General features: G+C 64.0%; 17 protein-coding genes. 10 read left to right on the plus strand and 7 right to left on the minus strand.

Annotated elements, in window-relative coordinates; genetic code table 11:
- On the minus strand, positions 1-498 hold a 498-nt coding region (locus N5D48_RS21205), incomplete at its 3' end, for an SDR family NAD(P)-dependent oxidoreductase (RefSeq protein ID WP_279887741.1).
- An 89-nt stretch (positions 499-587) separates the two neighbouring features.
- Here N5D48_RS21205 and N5D48_RS21210 point away from each other — a divergent pair.
- From N5D48_RS21210 to N5D48_RS21230, 5 genes are all read left to right on the plus strand, one after another.
- On the plus strand, positions 588-1,151 hold the full coding sequence (locus tag N5D48_RS21210; RefSeq protein WP_279887742.1) for a TetR/AcrR family transcriptional regulator: 564 nt from the start codon (positions 588-590) through the stop codon (positions 1,149-1,151).
- Positions 1,138-1,731, plus strand: a complete 594-nt coding sequence (locus N5D48_RS21215) for a DUF4157 domain-containing protein (protein WP_279887744.1) — start codon at positions 1,138-1,140, stop codon at positions 1,729-1,731. Before N5D48_RS21210 ends, N5D48_RS21215 begins: the two co-directional genes overlap by 14 nt.
- 308 nt (positions 1,732-2,039) lie before the next feature.
- Positions 2,040-3,281 carry a multidrug efflux RND transporter periplasmic adaptor subunit MexE gene (mexE, locus tag N5D48_RS21220; protein WP_279887745.1) on the plus strand — a complete coding sequence of 414 codons (1,242 nt, stop codon included), beginning with the start codon at positions 2,040-2,042 and terminating at the stop codon, positions 3,279-3,281.
- Positions 3,282-3,293: 12 nt separating this feature from the next.
- Positions 3,294-6,473: an efflux RND transporter permease subunit gene (locus tag N5D48_RS21225; RefSeq protein WP_279887747.1), complete on the plus strand. Its 3,180-nt coding sequence runs from the start codon at positions 3,294-3,296 to the stop codon at positions 6,471-6,473.
- Positions 6,470-7,885 (plus strand): TolC family protein, encoded by a 1,416-nt coding sequence (locus N5D48_RS21230; RefSeq protein WP_279887749.1) that lies wholly within the window; start codon positions 6,470-6,472, stop codon positions 7,883-7,885. Before N5D48_RS21225 ends, N5D48_RS21230 begins: the two co-directional genes overlap by 4 nt.
- Before the next feature lie 300 nt (positions 7,886-8,185).
- On the opposite strand, the gene N5D48_RS21235 is transcribed toward N5D48_RS21230, so the two are convergent.
- The 6 genes from N5D48_RS21235 to N5D48_RS21260 form a co-directional block, all read right to left on the minus strand.
- Positions 8,186-10,150, minus strand: coding sequence for a hypothetical protein (locus tag N5D48_RS21235; protein WP_279887751.1), 1,965 nt, complete (start codon positions 10,148-10,150; stop codon positions 8,186-8,188).
- Positions 10,147-10,788 (minus strand): hypothetical protein, encoded by a 642-nt coding sequence (locus tag N5D48_RS21240; protein ID WP_279887753.1) that lies wholly within the window; start codon positions 10,786-10,788, stop codon positions 10,147-10,149. Before N5D48_RS21240 ends, N5D48_RS21235 begins: the two co-directional genes overlap by 4 nt.
- Positions 10,789-10,790: 2 nt before the next feature.
- Positions 10,791-12,479 carry a VPA1262 family N-terminal domain-containing protein gene (locus tag N5D48_RS21245; protein ID WP_279887755.1) on the minus strand — a complete coding sequence of 563 codons (1,689 nt, stop codon included), beginning with the start codon at positions 12,477-12,479 and terminating at the stop codon, positions 10,791-10,793.
- A gap of 190 nt (positions 12,480-12,669) precedes the next feature.
- Positions 12,670-13,149: a VOC family protein gene (locus N5D48_RS21250; RefSeq protein ID WP_279887757.1), complete on the minus strand. Its 480-nt coding sequence runs from the start codon at positions 13,147-13,149 to the stop codon at positions 12,670-12,672.
- A 160-nt stretch (positions 13,150-13,309) separates the two neighbouring features.
- Entirely contained in the window at positions 13,310-13,630 is a 321-nt protein-coding gene (locus N5D48_RS21255) for a DUF2388 domain-containing protein (RefSeq protein ID WP_279887758.1), read from the minus strand.
- A complete protein-coding gene (locus tag N5D48_RS21260; protein ID WP_279887759.1) occupies positions 13,627-13,974 on the minus strand; it encodes a VOC family protein in 348 nt (115 codons plus the stop codon). Before N5D48_RS21260 ends, N5D48_RS21255 begins: the two co-directional genes overlap by 4 nt.
- 155 nt (positions 13,975-14,129) lie before the next feature.
- On the opposite strand from N5D48_RS21260, the gene N5D48_RS21265 reads away from it, so the two are divergent.
- The 5 genes from N5D48_RS21265 to N5D48_RS21285 all read left to right on the plus strand — a co-directional run bounded on the left by N5D48_RS21265 (position 14,130) and on the right by N5D48_RS21285 (position 20,468).
- Entirely contained in the window at positions 14,130-14,618 is a 489-nt protein-coding gene (locus tag N5D48_RS21265; protein WP_279887760.1) for a GNAT family N-acetyltransferase, read from the plus strand.
- 151 nt (positions 14,619-14,769) lie between these two features.
- Positions 14,770-15,585: a protein phosphatase 2C domain-containing protein gene (locus tag N5D48_RS21270; protein WP_279887761.1), complete on the plus strand. Its 816-nt coding sequence runs from the start codon at positions 14,770-14,772 to the stop codon at positions 15,583-15,585.
- Between the two features lie 248 nt (positions 15,586-15,833).
- Complete coding sequence (locus N5D48_RS21275; RefSeq protein WP_279887762.1) at positions 15,834-17,879, plus strand: TonB-dependent receptor; 2,046 nt, start codon at positions 15,834-15,836, stop codon at positions 17,877-17,879.
- Positions 17,866-19,149 carry an extracellular solute-binding protein gene (locus N5D48_RS21280; RefSeq protein WP_279887763.1) on the plus strand — a complete coding sequence of 428 codons (1,284 nt, stop codon included), beginning with the start codon at positions 17,866-17,868 and terminating at the stop codon, positions 19,147-19,149. Before N5D48_RS21275 ends, N5D48_RS21280 begins: the two co-directional genes overlap by 14 nt.
- Positions 19,146-20,468, plus strand: coding sequence for a di-heme oxidoredictase family protein (locus N5D48_RS21285; protein WP_279887764.1), 1,323 nt, complete (start codon positions 19,146-19,148; stop codon positions 20,466-20,468). The genes N5D48_RS21280 and N5D48_RS21285 overlap by 4 nt, the downstream gene beginning before the upstream one ends.
- Positions 20,469-20,530 lie beyond the last annotated feature (62 nt).

Genomic DNA, 20,530 nt, shown 5'->3' on the forward strand with positions numbered 1-20,530 from the left:
CTGGGCCAGGGCGCGCAGGCCATGCTTGGCCCCGGCGAAGGCGGCGAAGCCGGCCGCGCCACGGGTACCGGCGGTGGCCCCGGTGAAGAGGATGGTGCCACGCGCGCGGGTCACCATGCGCCGGGCGACCGCCTGGGCCGTGAGGAACCCGGCGAAACAGGCCATTTCCCAGATCTTGAAGTACTTGCGCGGCGTCTCCTCGAGAATGCTGCAAGGGACGTTGGCGCCGATGTTGAAGACGAAAGCCTCGATCGGGCCGATATCGCGCTCGATGGTTTCCACCAGCTCGGCCACCTGCTCTTCCTTGCGCGCATCGGAGCCGAAGCCATGGGCCTGACCGCCCTCGGCGCGGATCTCGTCGAGCAGTGGTTGCAGCTTCTGCGCCTCGCGCCGCGTCACACAGGCGATATAGCCCTCGCGGGCGAAGCGCTTGGCGATCTCGCCACCGGTGGCGTCACCCGCGCCGATCACCAGCACGACCTTTTGTTGTTCTGCCATGGACCGCTCCATTGATGAATGATCGTTTAGTAAACGAACGCTATGCTACGATGCCGTCATCGTCAAGCCCGCAGCACGAGGTTCCGCGGATGCGCTACGCCACCGACCACAAGCAACAGACCCGCGAGAAGCTGCTGGCCAGCAGCGGCGCCCTGGCCAAGCGCGGCGGCTTCGCCGCCACCGGCGTGGCCGGGCTGATGAAGGCCATCGGCCTGACCGGCGGCGCCTTCTACAACCACTTCCCCTCCAAGGACGACCTGTTCAGCGAGATCGTCCGCCGCGAACTGGCCAACAGCCCATTGGCGCGCCTGGTGGAGCGCGGCAGCGACCGCGCCCGGCTCAAGCGCCTGCTCGACCAGTACCTGAGCCTGGCGCACCTGCACAATGCCGAAGGCGGCTGCCCGCTGCCGCCGCTGGGGGTGGAGATCGCCCGCGCCGAGCGGCCCGTGCGCGAGCAGGCCGAGCACTGGCTGGTGGCGCTGCACCAGGCGTGGAGCGAGACGCTCGACGACCCGGAACTGGCCTGGGCCTTGCTCAGCCAGTGCGTCGGCGCCCTGGTGGTGGGTCGCATGCTGGCCAGCGAAGCGGTGCAGGCACAGGTGCTGGAGGCGAGTCGCACGCTGATCGACCGGGTCTTCGATGAAGCTCGCTAGCGCGCTGCTCGGGCTGTTGCTGACCCTCCCCGCCTTCGCCCAGGACAGTTGCCCGGCCGGGCAGTACCAGGTTTGCCTGGTGGTGTGCTTCTGCGCCCCCATCGACCCCAGCCAGGGCGGCCAGGTGCTGCAGGATGTCGAGCGCATGGCCACCGGCAGCCTGGTGTTCGCCCTGCGCCAGGCCCGTGACGAGGCCGTGGCCAGCGGCAGCGCGCCGATTCCGCTGCACATCCGCGCCCAGCTCGAACCCTGGTACGACTTCGCCGTGCTCGACGCGGCGCGCTACCGGGTGGGGGATGAACGACAGATCAGCGCCGCCAATGCGCTGCTGCAGAATCCGGACGTGAATGCGGTGACGCTGATCGACACCATCATCTTCCGTCGCCCCGCCGATGCCGAGGACAACGTGGCGCTGTGGGCCCATGAGCTCAAGCATGTGCAGCAGTATCAGGAGCTGGGGGTGGAGGAGTTCGCCCGGCGCTATACCCGGGATTACCAGGCGCTGGAAGGGCCGGCCTACGAGATCGAGGCGCAGGTGGCCAAGGCGTTGCGCGAAAAGACATTCGGCGGACCGCGCTGACTGCCGAATTACATCATCCCCCTGTGTAGGAGCGGCCTTGCCGAGGCGTCGGACCGGCCGGAAAGGGCTGCAGAGCAGCCCCGGCGATATATGCGTCAACGCTGAAACCCGGGGGCTGCTGCGCAGCCCTTTCGCGACACAAGGCCGCTCCTACAGGGGATGATGCCAGCCTGAAATCATGCGTCCGGATCGATGACGGCATCCGACATATCATTGCTCGTGATAATAACCTTCGCTGCATTCGATTCGTGCGCCACGCGCAAGGCACTCACACTCCGCCCACTACTAATACTTTGGCGGAGTTCTCCATGGATCACTCACTCAAACCCTTGCGCTTCCCCCTCGCTGCCCTGGCAGTGGTGGTGCTCAGCGCTTGTGGTCGCACCCCCGACGCTGTGCAGGCTCCCGCCGCGCCCAAGGTCAGCGTGGCCAAGGTCATCGAGCAGCCGATCAACGAATGGGACGAGTTCACCGGGCGCCTGGAAGCGCCGGAAACCGTAGAGGTTCGCCCACGCGTCTCCGGCCAGGTCGACCTGGTGGCGTTCACCGAAGGCGCCCAGGTGAAAAAAGGCGATTTGCTGTTCCAGATCGACCCGCGCCCGTTCCAGGCTGAAGTCCGCCGTCTCGAAGCCCAGCTGCAACAGGCCAAGGCCACCGCCATCCGCAGTGCCAACGAAGCCCGTCGTGGCGAGCGCCTGCGTGACAGCAACGCCATTTCCGCAGAACTTGCCGAATCGCGCAGCAGCGCCGCCGCCGAAGCCCGCGCCGGGGTCGACGCGATCCAGGCGCAGCTCGACCTGGCCCGCCTGAACCTGAGCTTCACCCGGGTCACCGCGCCAATCAGCGGCCGCGTCAGCCGCGCCGAGTTCACCGCTGGCAACATCGTCACCGCCGACGTCACCCCGCTGACCAGCCTGGTCTCCACCGACAAGGTCTACGCCTACTTCGACGCCGACGAGCGCGTGTACCTCAAGTACACCCAGCTGGCCCGCGACGGCCAGCGCGGCCAGAGCACCCCGGTGTACCTGGGGCTGACCAACGAAGCCGGCAACCCGCACCTGGGCCAGATGAACTTCGTCGACAACCAGGTCAACCCGCGCACCGGCACCATCCGTGGCCGTGCCGTGTTCGACAACCGCGATGGCCAGTTCACCCCCGGCCTGTACGCACGCCTGAAGCTGGTCGGCAGCGCCCAGTACGATGCCGTGCTGATCAACGACGAAGCGGTCGGCACCGACCTTGGCAAGAAGTTCGTGCTGGTCATGGACAAGGACAACAAGGCCACCTACCGCGCCGTGGAACTCGGTCCCAAGCTCGAAGGCCTGCGTATCGTGCGCAACGGCCTGGGCAAAGACGACCGCATCGTGGTCAAGGGCCTGCAGCGCGTACGTCCAGGCTCGCCGGTAACCCCCGAGGAAACTCCGATGGCCAGTGAACAGACCCTCGCCGCCCTCGCCCAGCAGCGCCAGGCCCTGGAGGCCAGCAATCCGGCGCCCAAGGTTGCCGGCGCCAATGTCAAAGTCGCCAGCGCCCAAGCGCCACGCGGTTAAGGGACAACACCGATGAACTTTTCGAAATTCTTCATTACCCGGCCGATCTTCGCCGCGGTGCTGTCGCTGGTGCTGCTGATCGCGGGCTCGATCTCGCTGTTCCAGCTGCCGATCAGCGAATACCCCGAAGTGGTGCCGCCCACCGTGGTGGTGCGCGCCAACTTCCCCGGCGCCAACCCCAAGGTGATCGGCGAGACCGTCGCCGCGCCGCTGGAGCAAGCCATCACCGGCGTCGAGAACATGCTGTACATGTCCTCGCAATCGACCGCCGACGGCAAGCTGACCCTGACCATCACCTTCGCCCTGGGCACCGACCTGGACAACGCCCAGGTGCAGGTGCAGAACCGCGTGACCCGCACCCAGCCCAAGCTGCCGGAGGAAGTCACGCGCATCGGTATCACCGTCGACAAGGCCTCGCCCGACCTGACCATGGTCGTGCACCTGACCTCGCCGGACAACCGCTACGACATGCTCTACCTGTCCAACTACGCCATCCTCAACATCAAGGATGAGCTGGCGCGCCTGGGCGGCGTGGGCGACGTGCAGCTGTTCGGCATGGGCGACTACTCGCTGCGCGTGTGGCTCGACCCGAACAAGACCGCCTCGCGCAACCTGACCGCCAGCGACGTGGTCGCGGCGATCCGCGAGCAGAACCGCCAGGTCGCCGCCGGCCAGCTGGGCGCCCCGCCCGCCCCCGGCTCGACCAGTTTCCAGCTGTCGATCAACACCCAAGGCCGCCTGGTCAACGAGGAAGAGTTCGAGAACATCATCATCCGCGCAGGCGCCGATGGCGAGATCACGCGCCTGAAGGACATCGCCCGGGTCGAGCTGGGCTCCAGCCAGTACGCCTTGCGCTCGCTGCTGAACAACCAGCCGGCCGTGGCCCTGCCGATCTTCCAGCGCCCTGGCTCCAACGCCATCGAGATCTCCGACGAAGTGCGGGCGAAGATGGCCGAGCTGAAGAAAGACTTCCCGGAAGGCATGGACTACAGCATCGTCTATGACCCGACCGTGTTCGTCCGTGGCTCCATCGAAGCGGTGGTGCACACCCTGTTCGAAGCCCTGGTGCTCGTCGTGCTGGTGGTGATCCTGTTCCTGCAGACCTGGCGCGCCTCGATCATCCCGCTGCTGGCCGTGCCGGTCTCGCTGATCGGCACCTTCGCGGTGATGCACCTGTTCGGCTTCTCGCTCAACGCGTTGTCGTTGTTCGGCCTGGTGCTGGCCATCGGTATCGTGGTGGACGACGCCATCGTCGTGGTGGAAAACGTCGAGCGCAATATCGGGCTCGGCCTGAAACCGCTCGAGGCCACGCAAAAAGCCATGAGCGAGGTGACCGGCCCGATCATCGCCACCGCCCTGGTGCTGTGCGCCGTGTTCGTACCGGCGGCATTCATCTCCGGCCTGACCGGGCAGTTCTACAAGCAGTTCGCCCTGACCATCGCCATCTCGACCGTGATCTCGGCGTTCAACTCGCTGACCCTGTCGCCGGCCCTGGCCGCCGTCCTGCTCAAGGAGCACCACGCGCCCAAGGACCGCTTCTCGCTGTTCCTGGAAAAACTGCTGGGTAGCTGGCTGTTCGCCCCATTCAACCGCTTCTTCGACCGCGCCAGCCACGGCTATGTCGGTGGCGTGCGCCGGGTCATCCGCTCCAGCGGCATCGCCCTGTTCGTCTACGCCGGCCTCATGGGCCTGACCTACCTGGGCTTCTCGTCGACCCCGACCGGCTTCGTCCCGGCCCAGGACAAACAGTACCTGGTGGCCTTCGCCCAGCTGCCTGACGCCGCCAGCCTCGACCGTACCGAGGCGGTGATCAAGAGGATGAGCGAGATCGCCCTCAAGCAACCGGGCGTGGCCGATTCGGTGGCCTTCCCGGGCCTGTCGATCAATGGTTTCACCAACAGCCCGAACAGCGGCATCGTGTTCACCCCGCTCAAGCCGTTCGACGAGCGCAAGGACCCGAGCCAGTCGGCGGCGGCCATCGCGGCGGCCCTGAACGCCCAGTTCGCCGATATCCAGGACGCCTATATCGCGATCTTCCCGCCTCCGCCGGTCCAAGGCCTGGGCACCATCGGCGGCTTCCGCCTGCAGATCGAGGACCGCGGCAACCTGGGCTACGAAGCGCTGTACAAGGAAACCCAGAACATCATCGCCAAGAGCCACAACGTACCGGAACTGGCAGGCCTGTTCACCAGCTACCAGGTCAACGTGCCACAGGTCGATGCCGCCATCGACCGGGAAAAGGCCAAGACCCACGGCGTGGCGATCAATGACATCTTCGACACCCTGCAGGTCTACCTGGGCTCGCTGTACACCAACGACTTCAACCGCTTTGGTCGCACCTACCAGGTCAACGTCCAGGCCGAGCAGCAGTTCCGCCTCGATGCCGAGCAGATCGGCCAGCTGAAGGTGCGCAACAACCTGGGCGAGATGATCCCGCTGGCGACCTTCCTCAAGGTCAGCGATACCTCGGGCCCCGATCGGGTGATGCACTACAACGGTTTCATCACCGCCGAGATCAACGGTGCCGCGGCCCCCGGCTACAGCTCCGGCCAGGCCGAGGCGGCGATCGAGAAACTGCTCAAGGAGGAACTGCCCAACGGCATGACCTTCGAGTGGACCGACCTGACCTACCAGCAGATCCTCTCGGGCAACACCGCGCTGTTCGTGTTCCCGCTCTGCGTGCTGCTGGCCTTCCTGGTGCTGGCCGCCCAGTACGAAAGCTGGAGCCTGCCACTGGCGGTGATCCTGATCGTGCCGATGACCCTGCTGTCGGCCATCACCGGGGTGATCGTCTCCGGTGGCGACAACAACATCTTCACCCAGATCGGTTTGATCGTGCTGGTGGGCCTGGCGTGCAAGAACGCGATCCTGATCGTCGAGTTCGCCAAGGATGAGCAGGCCAAGGGCCTCGACCCGCTGGCCGCGGTGCTGGAAGCGTGCCGCCTGCGTCTGCGCCCGATCCTGATGACGTCGATCGCCTTCATCATGGGTGTGGTGCCGCTGGTGTTCTCCTCCGGCGCCGGTGCCGAGATGCGTCACGCCATGGGTGTGGCGGTGTTCTCGGGGATGATCGGGGTGACCGTGTTCGGCCTGTTCCTGACCCCGGTGTTCTTCTTCCTGATTCGCCGTTTCGTCGAGCGTCGCCAGGCCCGCAAGGCCAAGCACGTCGTAGCGCTGGAGAACCATGCATGAAGCTGCTCAAACCCCTGACCCCGAGCCTGCTGGCCCTGGCCCTGGCGGCCTGCGCCGTGGGCCCGGACTACCAGACCCCGGCCACCGAGCCTGCGCAGCTCGACAGCAGCCTGCAAGCCAAGGCCTTCGACCGCAGCCGCTTCGAGAGCGTGTGGTGGAAGCAGTTCGACGACCCGGTGCTCAACCAACTGGTGCAGGCGTCGCTGAACGGCAACCGTGACCTGCGGGTGGCCTTCGCCCGGCTGAAGGCGGCGCGGGCGATTCGCGAGGATGCGTCCAACGACCAGCTGCCGGTGGTCACCAGCCGCGCCAGCAGCGACCTCGGCAAAGGCCAGGTGCCCGGCCAGACCGAGCGCCGGGTCAACAGCGAGCGCTACGACCTGGGCCTGGACATGGCCTGGGAGCTTGACCTGTTCGGCCGCATCCAGCGCCAGATCGAAGCCAGCGAAGCCCAGGAAGCGGCCGCCGAGGCCGACCTGCAACAGCTGCAGGTGAGCCTGATCGCCGAGCTGGTCGATGCCTATGGCCAACTGCGCGGTGCCCAGTTGCGCGAGAAGATCGCCGTGGCCAACCTCAAGACCCAGCAGGAGTCGCGGGATATCACCGTGACCCTGCGCGACACCGGGGTCGGCAACGAGCTCGATGTGGTGCGCGCCGATGCACGCCTGGCGGGGGTCGAGGCGACCGTGCCACAGCTGCAGGCCGAACAAGTGCGGGCAAAGAACCGCATCGCCACCCTGCTCGGCCAGCGTCCGGACGCACTGACGGTCGACCTCTCGCCCAAGGCCCTGCCGGCCATCGCCAAGGCCCTGCCAGTAGGCGACCCCGGCGAGCTGCTGCGCCGCCGCCCGGACATCCGCAGCGCCGAGCGCCAGCTGGCCGCCGCCACTGCCAATGTCGGCGTGGCCACCGCCGACCTGTTCCCACGGGTGAGCCTCAGCGGCTTCCTTGGCTTCACTGCCGCGCGTGGCTCGCAGATCGGCTCTTCGGCCGCCAACGCCTGGGCGCTGGGCCCGACCATCAGCTGGGCGGCGTTCGACCTGGGCAGCGTGCGGGCTCGCCTGCGCGGCGCCAAGGCCGAGGCCGATGGCGCCCTGGCCAGCTACGAGCAGCAGGTACTGCTGGCCCTGGAAGAGTCAGCCAACGCCTTCAGCGACTATGGCAAGCGCCAGCAGCGCCTGCTGGCGCTGATGCGCCAGAGCGAGGCCAGCCGCAAGGCCGCCGAGCTGGCCTCGGTGCGCTATCGCGAAGGCACGGTGGATTACCTGGTGCTGCTCGACGCCGAACGCGAGCGCCTGAGCGCCGAGGATGCCCAGGCCCAGGGCGAGGTCGAGCTGTACAGCGGGATCGTGGCGATCTACAAGGCCCTCGGCGGTGGCTGGCAACCCGAGGCGGTGGCCAGCGCACAGTGATCGCCGGATGAATTGAAGACTCCTTTGGTTGGTTCCTCCCCCAACCACTTTGCCCCGCTGGCCTTGGCCCGCGGGGCTTTTTTATAGAGCATGTAGCAAGACGACGAACACGCTGAAGGTTCTAGGCTCTGTACGAAAAGCCTTGATACTCGGTGATGCTGCGTTGAAAACAGCCTCGGAATGCTCATTTACAACCCGTAAAGTCGAGCGCGACTCCGACCGTTCCTCGGCTGTTTTCGCCTTGCCTGACCTTCGTCTCAAGACTTTTCATACAGAGCCTAGGTATCCGCGGAGCCACCATCAGCCACAGGAAACCAGCTTGCTCAAGTTCTCGTTGAGCCCTTGGCTTAAAGGGAACTTCATGGGCTGGAGATTGTGCAGCCTGTTTGCATGCTCCAATGCCTGCTCGAGCCGAATTTTCGCGCCATCCAAAGCTTGCTGTATCACCGCAGTCGGCACGTTATTTCTCAAGAGCAGATCGATGAGTTTCACGAAAGCGATCGAGTCTTCATGAAACGCTTTCAAGCAGTCCTCGACCGTTGGCTGTGTGTCAACGGCCAGGTTGTACGTACCCTTGTTCAATGGCGGTGCCCAGAACACCCTGCGTAGCGCGAGCTCGATGCGTGCACGGTCCCAGTATTGCCTGTCGAACGTCTGAATCGATCGCATTTCCTCACAGGCACGGAATAGATCCATGAACAGCTTCGTCAATGTATCGCCACTCGAAGCAGCGCCCGCGCCGCTGACAATGTAATCAAGTATCGAGAGCCCGAGGTCGAAGGCCACGACCGTCAGATGTTCTGCAGAGGCTCGCTTACGCCAGCCGCTCTCGTCGTCAGGGTCACCGAACTCGGTAATCTCGCGAAGTACAAGTGTCCGCTCCCACAGGGACACCCAGTTTTCGTGAGGAGCACTTGAATGCACGAACGGCAAGGCGAGCAAACGACTCGCCAACAGATTGCGACGCTCCTGCCTGGCCATGAAGTCGGCGGCCTGGGACTCTAACCAGCGACCTGCCGTCTGCGACCAGTTGTCTGCGTCTATATCCCAATCGGTGAGTACTTCTGCAGCAACCGGAAAATCGCCATGTCCTTCGAACGCCAGCCAGGTTCTGAGGGCGCGATAGCGCCAGGCAATCTCGTGCTCAGGGTCCTCATGGGGCGCCACCCCAGGATTGAGACGCGCGGCGTGGGGGCCGATCGCAAGAATGAGCGACGTATAAACATGGATGGGGGAAGGGGTTTGCTGGCTACTTGGGTCATCCTGAGCAATAGCCCTCTTGATCAGCAATGCTCCCCACTGGGTAATCAGCCACGGAAAGTCATCACGCCGAGCCAGGGTGTCGATGATCAGGCGACTGAAACTGTCCATTTCCTCAAGCAGTTGATCTTTCTCGGCAGAGGACTTCTGCCTGGTGACTTCCGACATACCTTGGGCTTGTTGTCGCAAGGCGATATCGAGCAGGAGAATGACGCCAAGGTCTCCATTCCAAATGCCATCCACCGTAAAGCTGGGGCGCGCGCTTTCCAATACCTTCGTCCACTGGCTGAAAGACTGATCGGTTCGCCCTGCCAGCAGTGCCGCCTGAACCGCGTTGGGCTCGGGAAACACGTTCAGCATCTGGGTGTACGTCTCCAGATCAAGGTAGGAAAGAATCTCGAACTCCATTCTGTTCCACAGGTGCCAATAGTGATCTTCTGCCGCCCAGAAGTGATGCGACCAAACCACTGTCAGCGATTTCTCCTCCTGCCAGACCTCCCGGGATGCCAGATATGATTCTCGGGCTTTTTGGCCGCATAGCGGGCCCTCGGTCGCGGCCTGGTTCAGAGAGGCCGTCATCAGCGATATGAATGGCTGCGCCCAGTCCGGCTCTACTCGCACTTGTGCCACCAGCGCCAGCGGGAGAATAAATCCTACTCGTTCATGCGATGCGCAGATGCCCGACACGGATCGCCAGGTATCCAGTGCCGGATAGCGTGCCAATGCCTTAATGCAGGCAAGCGCCAGCAGCAAATACTCTGCAAAATTGCATATGTTGGACTCTCGACCATCGCTGATGGATCGGAGATCACACTCCAGCCGTTCTATCAGTGCCTGCGCGGACTGCTCCGCGCGCGCATGGAAGTGAGCAATCGACTCCACGCAGGCCTCGAACACCTCGGTACTCAGCGCTTCAGATTCGACGATGAAATCCTGAAACCCGGAAATGACGTCCTCATCTTCAGGGCCGTTACGATACTGGAAACGCTCAGCAAGCCACTTCATCTTCTTTTCCCAACTTTCTCGTCATGGTCCCAGGCAAGACAGAAGAACTCTGCTGCCCCATGCTCGGCTGCCGACCAGCCTCGCGTGGTCGCGTTTACCTGGCGGTGCAACCCTCCCACAGCCGCACCGAAATGCCACAGTTCGTCATCGACAATAGCGAAACGGTCATGGACGTAAGGGAAGTTCGTTTGCAGCGAAAATCGCACATCTATCTTGCATCGCTCGTTCCGTCTGAACGAGTTTATCTCCCGGGTGCGCTTGTCGAATGCCTCCTTGTATTCAGCATCCACGTGCGTCCCCGCACTTTTGGTCAGCAGTCGAATGTCACCAGCCGCTAAGCCTATCGGAAACCATTCCAACAGTTGTTCGAGCTTGTCGACTTCCATCTCACCAGAGGCCTTGAATAAATAGTCATCCAGCAACCAGACACGCATCCGCGCCTCGGCGATCGCCTGTACGAAAGAAGACAGCGGTTGCAAACGCGATGCGCCATGTCGCGCCTTGATCGCCTGCAACTCAGGAAACCTGCTGGCATCGTCCAAGCCCCACAGGCTCGGCCAGAGCATTTGCTTGTCCTTGACGAGCGGCTCAACCGGCGCTTCCACAATAAAACCGGGGACGCTATCTAGCATGGACATGCTCACGCGCCTCCTGTTCGCTTCGCACGATCATCGAAATCGCGAAGATACTTCTCGAAGGAGGGAGCACTCTTGGTCAAGGCGAACAATTGCTGAATGACCTCATCCGCGTTCGGCACCTTGAGTATCAAGGCGGGGGCATCGCCTAAAGAACTGAAGGAATGGCCCATGAACCAGACGTCGTCGTCCACGACAAGGAAACGGTCGTGCAACTTGGTCTTCCGACCTGTGAGCACATAAGCCTGCATCTCGCCACGGAGCAGGTTCTGGGTTTCGTTCAGGATCGTTTTGAATTTTTTGAGCTTCGCTGATGAGTTCTGTTTCTTCCGCTTTTCCCTCAGTTGCTCATACTCCTCGAGCGTCATGTCCTTTCGTACGCTGTCTTTCGGAAGTGTACCCAGGTCATCGAATGCGGTTCGAGATGTGATCACGATGACGCTCACCTGCTGGCTGCTCACCTTCGGCGCAAATTGAGCGATCTGCAGAGCCCCGAAATAAGGATCCGCCATGATGACGCGCCGGCGGGCATGCTCTATCCGGTCATGAATGAAGTCAATCGCCGCCTCGCGCTCATCATCGCCGAACCAGCGCTGGTCAAAACGCTTCGTCTCGCCTTGCTGCCGGCGGCGCTCAGCGCCCTGTGCGACACGCATCGATGATGAGACGGCCACCTCCCCCCAGGTCGAGGGCGCAAGCGGCTCATTGCGATGGCGCATGTAGGATTTCACTGGGGCGTCTAACTTGTCACGCAGGGGCACAGCCACTTTTGTTGGCGAGGACATGACGTTCATTTGCACGCTCATGCGTCGCAGGTAGTTGGAAAGGGGCTGATACGCCAGCAATTTATGTACCTTGTGGCTGATCAGAAATCCGCTACTTGCCATTTCCGAGGCCCGATCATGCAGCACGACCCCGTCCTCCGGAATGTCGCGTGTATAAAAACGACTGAGCAGATTCGCACTTCTCTCAAAAAATGTGATCTGCAGATCGCTCAGACTTTTCCCCGTCCTGGCGACGAGTCTGATACACGCCTGTTCCGCGCTGTCAGGTGTAGCCGGCACCAAGTAATTGTCGATACGTTCTATGACAGGGTCGGGAACAATCAGGGCCAACGAACCTAGGTACTCGCTGTATTCTGCGATATTGAAATGAATGCGACGCTGCAGAAAACGAATGCAGTCCTTGTCCTTGAGCACGGCCTCAAAGCCATTGCCATCACCAAACCGCCTATGCACCCTGGCTCCTGCATCCCCTCGAAAAGGAGCGGGATCCTCCCGCCCGGTCAGACCAGAAAGGATTTCTCCGGTAAAGGGAATACCCAACTCCGGCCACACCGGGTTATCTTCGAAACCTGTGCAATCCACGGGCACGCCATCGAATTTTTCTTCAATCGCTTCCCGCTGCATGGGCAAAGGGGTTGCGAAATTATCTGGCGCAGCTGAGCGGTACCACCGGAGCGCTGCTTCGGCGGTCATGACGATCCGCCGAAAATGTACTTGGGCCTTTGCGCCACGAAGCGGCCACGTGTGGATCCCCGTCATACCTTTCTCCGGTGAACGACCGGATGCCAACAGGGAGACACTGCCGAACAAGAGCTTGGCGGGTACACCGGCGGTCGCTTGAAAAGTCGTCAGCCTAACGACGGCATGATTGTATTCACGAGCAAGTTCATGGACATCGACAGTATTCAAGCAACCACTCCATGGAAATAATATGGCAATTGGCCGGCAGCCTCACAGAGCGCCCCATGGCAAGTCAAGCCAAACCATCAGCCTCAACACCTCAAGTTGGCGAAACGCCAGACTTTGAAATACCGGGAAGCTTGAAGTAATACCTTCATCCTGTTCTCTGTGTTGACGCCGCCAGTCGCCCCAGTAGCATTCACCCCTTGATGGCCTTCTCGATGACGGCGATATCGATCTTGGTCATCGTCATCATGGCGTCGAACGCGCGCTTGGCCGCCGCCCGGTCGGGGCTGGCGACGGCCTGGGTGAGGACGCGCGGGCTGATCTGCCATGACAGCCCCCATTTGTCCTTGCACCAGCCGCACACGCTCTCCTGCCCACCGTTGCCGACGATGGCGTTCCAGTAGCGGTCGGTTTCCTCCTGGCTGTCGGTGGCCACCTGGAAGGAAAACGCCTCGCTGTGGGTGAAGGCCTTGCCGCCGTTCAGACCGATGCAGGGAATGCCCATCACGGTGAATTCGACCGTGATCACATCGCCCGCCTTGCCCGACGGGTAGTCGCCAGGGGCCTTGTGCACGGCAGTCACCTGGCTGTCCGGGAAGGTCCGGGCGTAGAAATTGGCCGCCTCCTCGGCATCGTGGTCGAACCAGAGGCAGATGCTGTTCTTCGGGGTCATGGTCATGGCTCCTGTGGCCTGCGCGATGCCACCGAGTCTAGTCCGGCGATCCCCCCGGCTTGTGGGCCTGCGATCAACGGTGAGGCCAGCGCCCCGATAAAGCCGCTCCCACGGGGCAGAGGTAAACCACGAATACTCTACAGGCCAGTTGCGCCCCACATCATGCCCCCGATGAGCAAGCGAATGCCTGGGCCAGCTCCGGATCACTGGCAATGCTGCCGGGATGCGCCTGGCGATACTCACGCAGCGCCTGCTCCAGCCGCGCCCCACGCAGGCGGCCCTCGGAGGCGATGAACTGCAGCGCATCGTCGCGCGCCGCCTGATAGGTGCGCGCGGGACGGCTGGTGGATCCGCTCACTGCGGCGGTACCGAGGCTGGAGCCAACGGTGAAATGGTCGGTGGAGTTACCTTTGCCGTCCATGCCCCAGGCCTGGGTGGTGAACGCCAGCCAGGCCAGCAGCACGCTGCCGGCGCGCGTCAAGAGACCGCCCGTGAGTCGCTGAAAGCCAGGAAATAGCCGTTGCAATCGCGCACCCCGAACTCCCGCGAACCATAGCTCGTGTCTCGCAGTGGCCAGGCGATGTTCGCACCCGCCCTGACTCGCGAGTGATAACCCTCGACATCATCAATCACCAGATAGAACGTCCCCGAGCACCCCGGCGACTGTTGCCACAGGTCCGCCTGCGTGAACAGCAGGCGGCAGTCCTGCAACTGCACGGTGAGCGTCGATTCGGCGCTATCGGTAACGGTGAAGCCCAGTACGTCCCGATAATGAGTACGGGTGGCTTGCAGATCGGCGCAATAGAGAATCGGGGCGATGGGCATGCTGGCCTCGTCGGTGAGCGTGGCGAATGTCGCGGATCATCGCCGCATTCGTCCTGGCCAGCAAGCGCACTGTATGCCGTGTTTGCCGGCCATCTGTATCTGACGCCCGGTCGCCGACGGCCCTAGCATCGAACTCCCGATCCAAGGTGCCTGTCATGAACGATATCCCTGCCACGCTCTATCTGCACGGCCTGGCCGTGCGCCCTCTGCAACCCAGCGACCTGGAGATGATCTGCGCCCAGCGCGAGGCCATGTTCCTCGAGGCTGGCGGTGATCCTGCACGCCTGTGCACCATGCGCAAACACTTCCGTCCGTGGCTGCGACCCCGCCTGGCTGATGGTCGCTACTACGGCTTCGCCCTGGTGGACGCTGGCCTGCCCGTGGCGGCGATCGGCCTGATGGAGATCGAATGGCCGCCCCACCCCGCTCACCCGAGCGAGGACCGGCGCGGCTATGTGCTCAACGTCTACGTCCAGCCCTCGCATCGGCGTCGAGGCCTGGCCTCGAGCCTGATGCGCCTGGCCGAGGCCGAGTTCATCCGCCGGGGCGTGGGCTTTGCAGTACTGCATGCCACCGAGGTCGGCAGGCCGGTCTATGCCGGGCTTGGCTGGGCAGCCACCACGGAAATGGCCAAGGTGCTGTGAAACCCTGACAGTTTTACCAGTTGCGCACACCGGGTCACGCTTGCACAGTCATCGCAGGGCCACACGGGGTGCATGGGTTTGACGTGTGCCGGCATAACGTTCAAGGTCGGGGCTGCGCACACCCACGACCCGATACTGCATGGAGCCTGTGATGCATTTCGACCTGATCCAGACCTTGAGCCTGGCCGGCAAGTCCGGCGTCCCCAACGATGACCGCATTGGCTGCGCCGAGCGCCATGCCTGGGTCATCGACGGCGCCACCGACCTGGGAGAACCTGGTCTGCTGGGGGAGCGTGGCGGTGCGGCCTGGCTCTCATCGACGGCGCAACGGGCCTTCTGCGCCGCGTCTGGTTCGTTGTCGGGTATTTGCCACGACGTGTTCGAGAGCATCGCCAAAGCTTACGAGAATGAACGCCGCCGCGAGCCGTTCGGTAGCTGGGAACTACCGCGTGCCGCCTTTGCCGCGGTTGCCCTGGAGGGTGTCGAACTGGTCTGCGCGCATCTGGCCGACTGCGTGGTGCTGCATCGCGGCACGGATGGCGTACGCTTCCTTACCCCTGCGCCGGATCACGATGACGAATGCGCTGCCGCTGCCGCCCTCGGTGCCGGGATTGGTGCTCATGGCGTGCGCCCGCCTGCCGTGCTGGAGGACCGCCGTGCTGCGCGCATGCGTGCTCGGGAGGTGCTCAGCGTCGATGCCGCCTGCGCCCGTGAGCATACCCGCTACACACGCCACCCCGTCTCTCGAGGCGACGATATCGTGCTGATGAGCGATGGCCTGGCGGCGTTGCTCTCACCCTACAGGGTCCTTGAGCCCGATGGTTTCATCGATCAGTTGCTGTCCGACGGGCTGGACGAACTGGCCCGCCGGCTGCGCGCCATCGAGCGGGAAGATGCCGCCTGCCTGCGTTACCCGCGTTTCAAGAAGAGCGACGACGCTTCGGCGATCTGGTTGCGTGTTGCCTGAGGCGTCCATCCGAACGCATCCTGCCCCACTCAATCGACATATATTTTTGTATACACCGTTGATTCCAATCGTCAGTCGGCGCTAGGATTGCCCGGCTTGGCAACGCTCCCTTTATATGTCAAGTGAAAGTAGACCCGTCGATGCCCTGGGGAGGGTGAGTCGACGGGTTTTTTATCGTCCATCGCTGTATATAAAAATCTATAACGAGGCCGCGCGCCGTCACCGGCATGGCCCAGCAAGGAGCCGACATGAAGTCGCTAGCCCCCCGCCTGTCCCTGGCCGCGCTCGCCGCCATGGCCACCTCTCCCGCGTTCGCCGACGAGCAGGAAAAACCGTTCACCCTCGGCGAAATCCGTATTTCCGCGCCGCAGGACGACAAACTGGCCACCGGCAGCTCGGTGGTCGAGGCCGCCGACATGCGCCTGCATGATCGGGAGACGGTCGACAAGGCCCTGGCCCTGGCACCCGGCGTCAACCTCGCCTATATCGGCGGGCGCGCCGAGCAGGTGGTCTTCGTGCGCGGCTTCGATCGCCTGCAGGTGCCGGTGTTCATCGACGGCATTCCCACCTACGTGCCCTACGACGGCAATATCGATCTGGGTCGCTTCACCACCTACGACCTGTCGCGCGTCGAAGTGGCCAAGGGCTTCGCCTCGCTGCTGTATGGTCCCAACACCCTGGGCGGCGCGATCAACCTGGTCACCCGCCGCCCGACCCAGGCCTTCGAGGGTGAAGTGGGCGGCGGCCTGGAGCTGACCGACCACGGCAACGTCAATGCCTACCGCAGCTACGTCAACGCCGGCTCCAACCAGGGCAACTGGTGGATGCAAGGTGGCGTGTCCTATGTCGACTACGACTACACCCTGCTGCCCGACGACTTCAAGCCAACCAACAACCAGCAGGGCGAAGGTCGCCGGGAAAACAGCGACAAGCGCGACGGCAAATTCAGCTTCAAGCTCGGCCTGACCCCCAACGACACCGATGAGTACGTGCTCGGCTATGTCCAGCAGCAAGGCCGCAAGGGCCAGCCGCCCTATGCCGGCGACCTGCCCGCCACCGGGCAGCGCAAGCGCTGGTGGGAGTGGCCGACCTGGGACAAGACCAGCCTGTTCCTGGCCACCCACACCCGCTTCGGCGAGCACGGCCTGAAGACCCGGGTCTACCACGACACCTTCAAGAACTCGCTGGAGAGTTTCACCTACAACAACGGCATCGTCGGCCCGCTGCAATCGGGCTTCCCCAGCAAGTACGACGACGAATCCAGCGGTTTCTCCATCGAGGGCGACCTCGCCCTGGCGGCCAGCAACCGCCTGGGTATCGCCTACCACTTCAAGGAGGATGTGCATCGCTCCCGCGATGGTGGCGACCCGTGGACGCATTTTCGCGACCAGACCCAGTCCATTGCCCTGGAAGACACCTGGAAGCTCGACGAGGTGTTCAGCGTGGTCGGCGGCGTGTCGTACAACTACCGCAAGAGCCTGGATGCCGAGAACTTCGGCACCAACACGGCCTCGCCACGGGTCAAGACCCTGTACGACGAGCCCACCGGCAGCGACGATGCGGTCAATGCCCAATTGGGCCTGTTCATCAACACCGGCCCCCTGCTGGCCATCGACCACGACGGCCAGGTGCGCCTGACCGTGGCGCGCAAGAGCCGCTTCGCCACCATCAAGGACCGCTACTCGACCCGCTTCGGCACGGTGATCCCCAGCCCGGACCTCAAGTCCGAACGCGCCACCCACTACGAGCTGGGCTACGCCGGTTCGCTCAGCGACCTGTGGTCGCTGGATGCCGCGCTGTTCATCAGCGAGATCGAAGACTCCATCCAGCAGGTCACCGTGGCGCCGCAGCCAGGCTGCGCGGCCCCTTGCGGGCAGTACCAGAACATCGCCAAGGCGCGCAACCAGGGTGTGGAGCTGGGCCTGAAGGGCGACATCGGCGACTGGCAGCTGGGCGCCAGCTACACCTACCTCGACCGCCAGAACCGCAGCAATCCGGACATCCGCCCGGTGGATACCCCGCGCCACAACCTGTTCGCCTCGGCCACCTGGAACCAAGGGGCCTGGCGTCATACCGGCAGCGTCGAGGCCGCCTCGCGCCGCTACAGCGCCTCGGACGGCACCCAGGTCGCCAACGGCTACGCCATCTACAACCTCAAGACCGGCTACACCTTCGCCAACGACCTGCGCATCGAGGCCGGCGTGCGCAACCTGTTCGACCGTCTCTATGAATACACCGAGGGCTATCCGGAAATGGGCCGCAACTACTTCGTGCAGTTCAATGTGCCGCTGTAAGCCATGGCTGCTGGCCCTCGCCCTGTGGAGCGGGGCCACGCAGGCGCAGCCGGTGGTGGTGCTGACCAGCTATCCCGAGGCGATGATGACCCGCTTCGAGGACGCCTTCGCCCAGGCCCACCCCGAACATCGCCTGCAGCTGGTGTGGCGCCAGGGCTTCGATGCCCTGCCCTTCCTGCTGCAGCCCGACCAGGGCGGCGTCGACGTCTACTGGGCGCCGTCGCCCGGCAACTTCGCCCGGCTGGCCCAGGATGGCGGCTGGCAACCACTGGGTATCGATCTCGCCGGGCTGCCGGCGAAGATCGCTGGCATGCCCTTGCGTGACCGCGACCAGCGTTACCAGGCCACGGAACTTGCGGGTTACGGCTTCGCCATCCAGCCTTCGTTGCTGCGGCAACTGAACGTGCCGGCGCCACAGGACTGGCCCGACCTGCTTGACCCACGCCTGCGCGGGCGCGTTGCCCTGCCCGATCCAGGCCGTGTCGGCTTTGCCCCGGTCATGCTCGATATTGTGCTCGATGCCTATGGCTGGGAGCGTGGCTGGGCGCTGTGGAGCGAGCTGGCCGGGCAGTCGCGCCTGGTCAGCCGGGGCGGCACGCTGGTGAGCGACGAGGTCGCCAGTGGCCGTGTCGCGGTGGGGCTGTCGATCGACTTCTTCGTCGCCGCGGCGATCGCCAATGGCGAAGACGTGGGCTTCGTCTACCCGCGTCATGGCGGGCTCAATCCCGCGCATATCGCGATCACCGCCAAGGCCCGGCATGTGCAGGGCGCAAGGGACTTCGCCGCGTTCGTGCTGTCAGCGGACGGCCAGAAACTGCTGGCCGATCCCGAGATCCGCAAGCTGCCGGCGCGCCCAAGCGTATACGCGCAGCTACCCGGCGACTATCACGACCCCTTCACTGCTGCGCGCCAAGGCGCCTACCGCTATGGCAACGACGCCTCGCGCGAGCGACTGGGACTGGTGAGCGCGCTCTTCAGCCAGTGGCTGAGCCTCTCTCACGAGCGGCTGAGCGGCTTGTGGAGCCGGGTCCATGCCGGTGAAAACGCCGGCCACGACCTGCAGGCCGTGCGCAACCGGCTCACTCAACCGCCGATCAGCTCGGCGCAAGCGCGCTCGCCCGAACTGTTGAGGCTGTTCGCCCTGCGCCAGGACCATGGCGCGCAGACATCGCCAACAGACGCGCTGGGCCGCCGCGAAATCGACTGGCAGTTCCAGGCCGCCTTGCGCTTCACCGAGGCCGAACGCTTGCTCGACGGGATGGGGCTGTGAAGCGGGCTTGCACCGCGCTGCTGATGCTGCTGTGCAGCGCTGGACACGTCTGCGCGCAACCTGCCCGTACCGCCTTCGCCCAGCCCATGCCCGGGCTGGTCGAGGATGCGCAGCTGGAGCGCTTCTTTCGTGGTCGCGGCCTGTTCCACCAGGCCTGGGTGATCGCGCCGTCACTGGACAGCGCTGTCGACGGCCTGGGCCCGCTGCACAATCGCATCACGTGCATCGCCTGCCACCCGCGCAATGGCCGTGGCCAGGCGCCGGCTCAGCCCGGCGAACCGATGCGCAGCCTGTTGGTGCGGCTGTCGATCGAGGGCCTCGGCGAGCACGGCGAACCCGCGCCGCACCCGGTCTATGGCGACCAGCTCAACGAGCTGGGGATTCCCGGCGTGCCGGGTGAAGGCCGGGCACTGCTGAGCTGGGAGGAGCACCCGCTACGACTGGCCGACGGTGAAGTGGTCATGCTGCGCAAGCCGAGCCTGCGCTTCGAAGCATTGGCTTATGGTGCACTGGGACCAGTGCGCACCTCGGCCCGGGTGGCGCCTGCGGTGTTCGGCCTGGGACTGCTCGAGGCCATCGAGGCCAGCACCCTTCAGGCGCTGGCCAACGCAGCGAAATCCGATGGCGTGAAAGGCCGGATCAACCAGGTGTGGAGCGTCGAACGCAAGCGCCTGGAGCCCGGTCGCTTCGGCCTCAAGGCCAACCAACCCGACCTTCGGCAGCAGATCGCCAGCGCGATGCACGGCGACCTGGGCATCACCTCGCCGCTGTACCCGCGACAGAACTGCACCCTGGCACAGACAGCCTGTCGACAGGCGCCAGGTGGCGGCGAACCGGAGCTCGATGGCCTGCAGCTGGCCGACCTGCATTACTACTTCGCCCACCTTGCCGCCCCGGCGCGTCGCGACCGCGACAAACCCGAGGTGATCGACGGTGAGCGGCTGTTCGCCGCCATCGGCTGCACAGGCTGTCACGTCCCCGTGGTACAGACCGGCAGGCATGCGGATTTTCCCACGCTACCGGCCCAGCGGATCGCGCCCTACAGCGACTTGCTGCTGCATGACATGGGCGAGGGGCTGGCCGACGGTCGCGCGGACTTTCTCGCCACGGGGCGTGAGTGGAAAACGCCGCCGCTCTGGGGGCTTGGCCTGAGCCAGATCATCGCCCCCGGCAGTGGCTACCTGCATGATGGCCGGGCCAGGAACCTGAGCGAGGCGGTCCTCTGGCATGGCGGCGAGGCCGAGCCGGCCCGCGAGCGCTACCGGCAGCTGCCCGGCGCGGCACGGCGAGCGCTGGAGGCGTTTCTGATGTCGCTCTAGGCATAAGTCCTTCATCGCGTGTTGGCGGCGAGGTGCTTGCCGCAACCTTTGCAGCGCCTGTG

Source organism: Pseudomonas sp. GD03858, from assembly GCF_029840925.1.
Lineage (GTDB): Bacteria > Pseudomonadota > Gammaproteobacteria > Pseudomonadales > Pseudomonadaceae > Aquipseudomonas.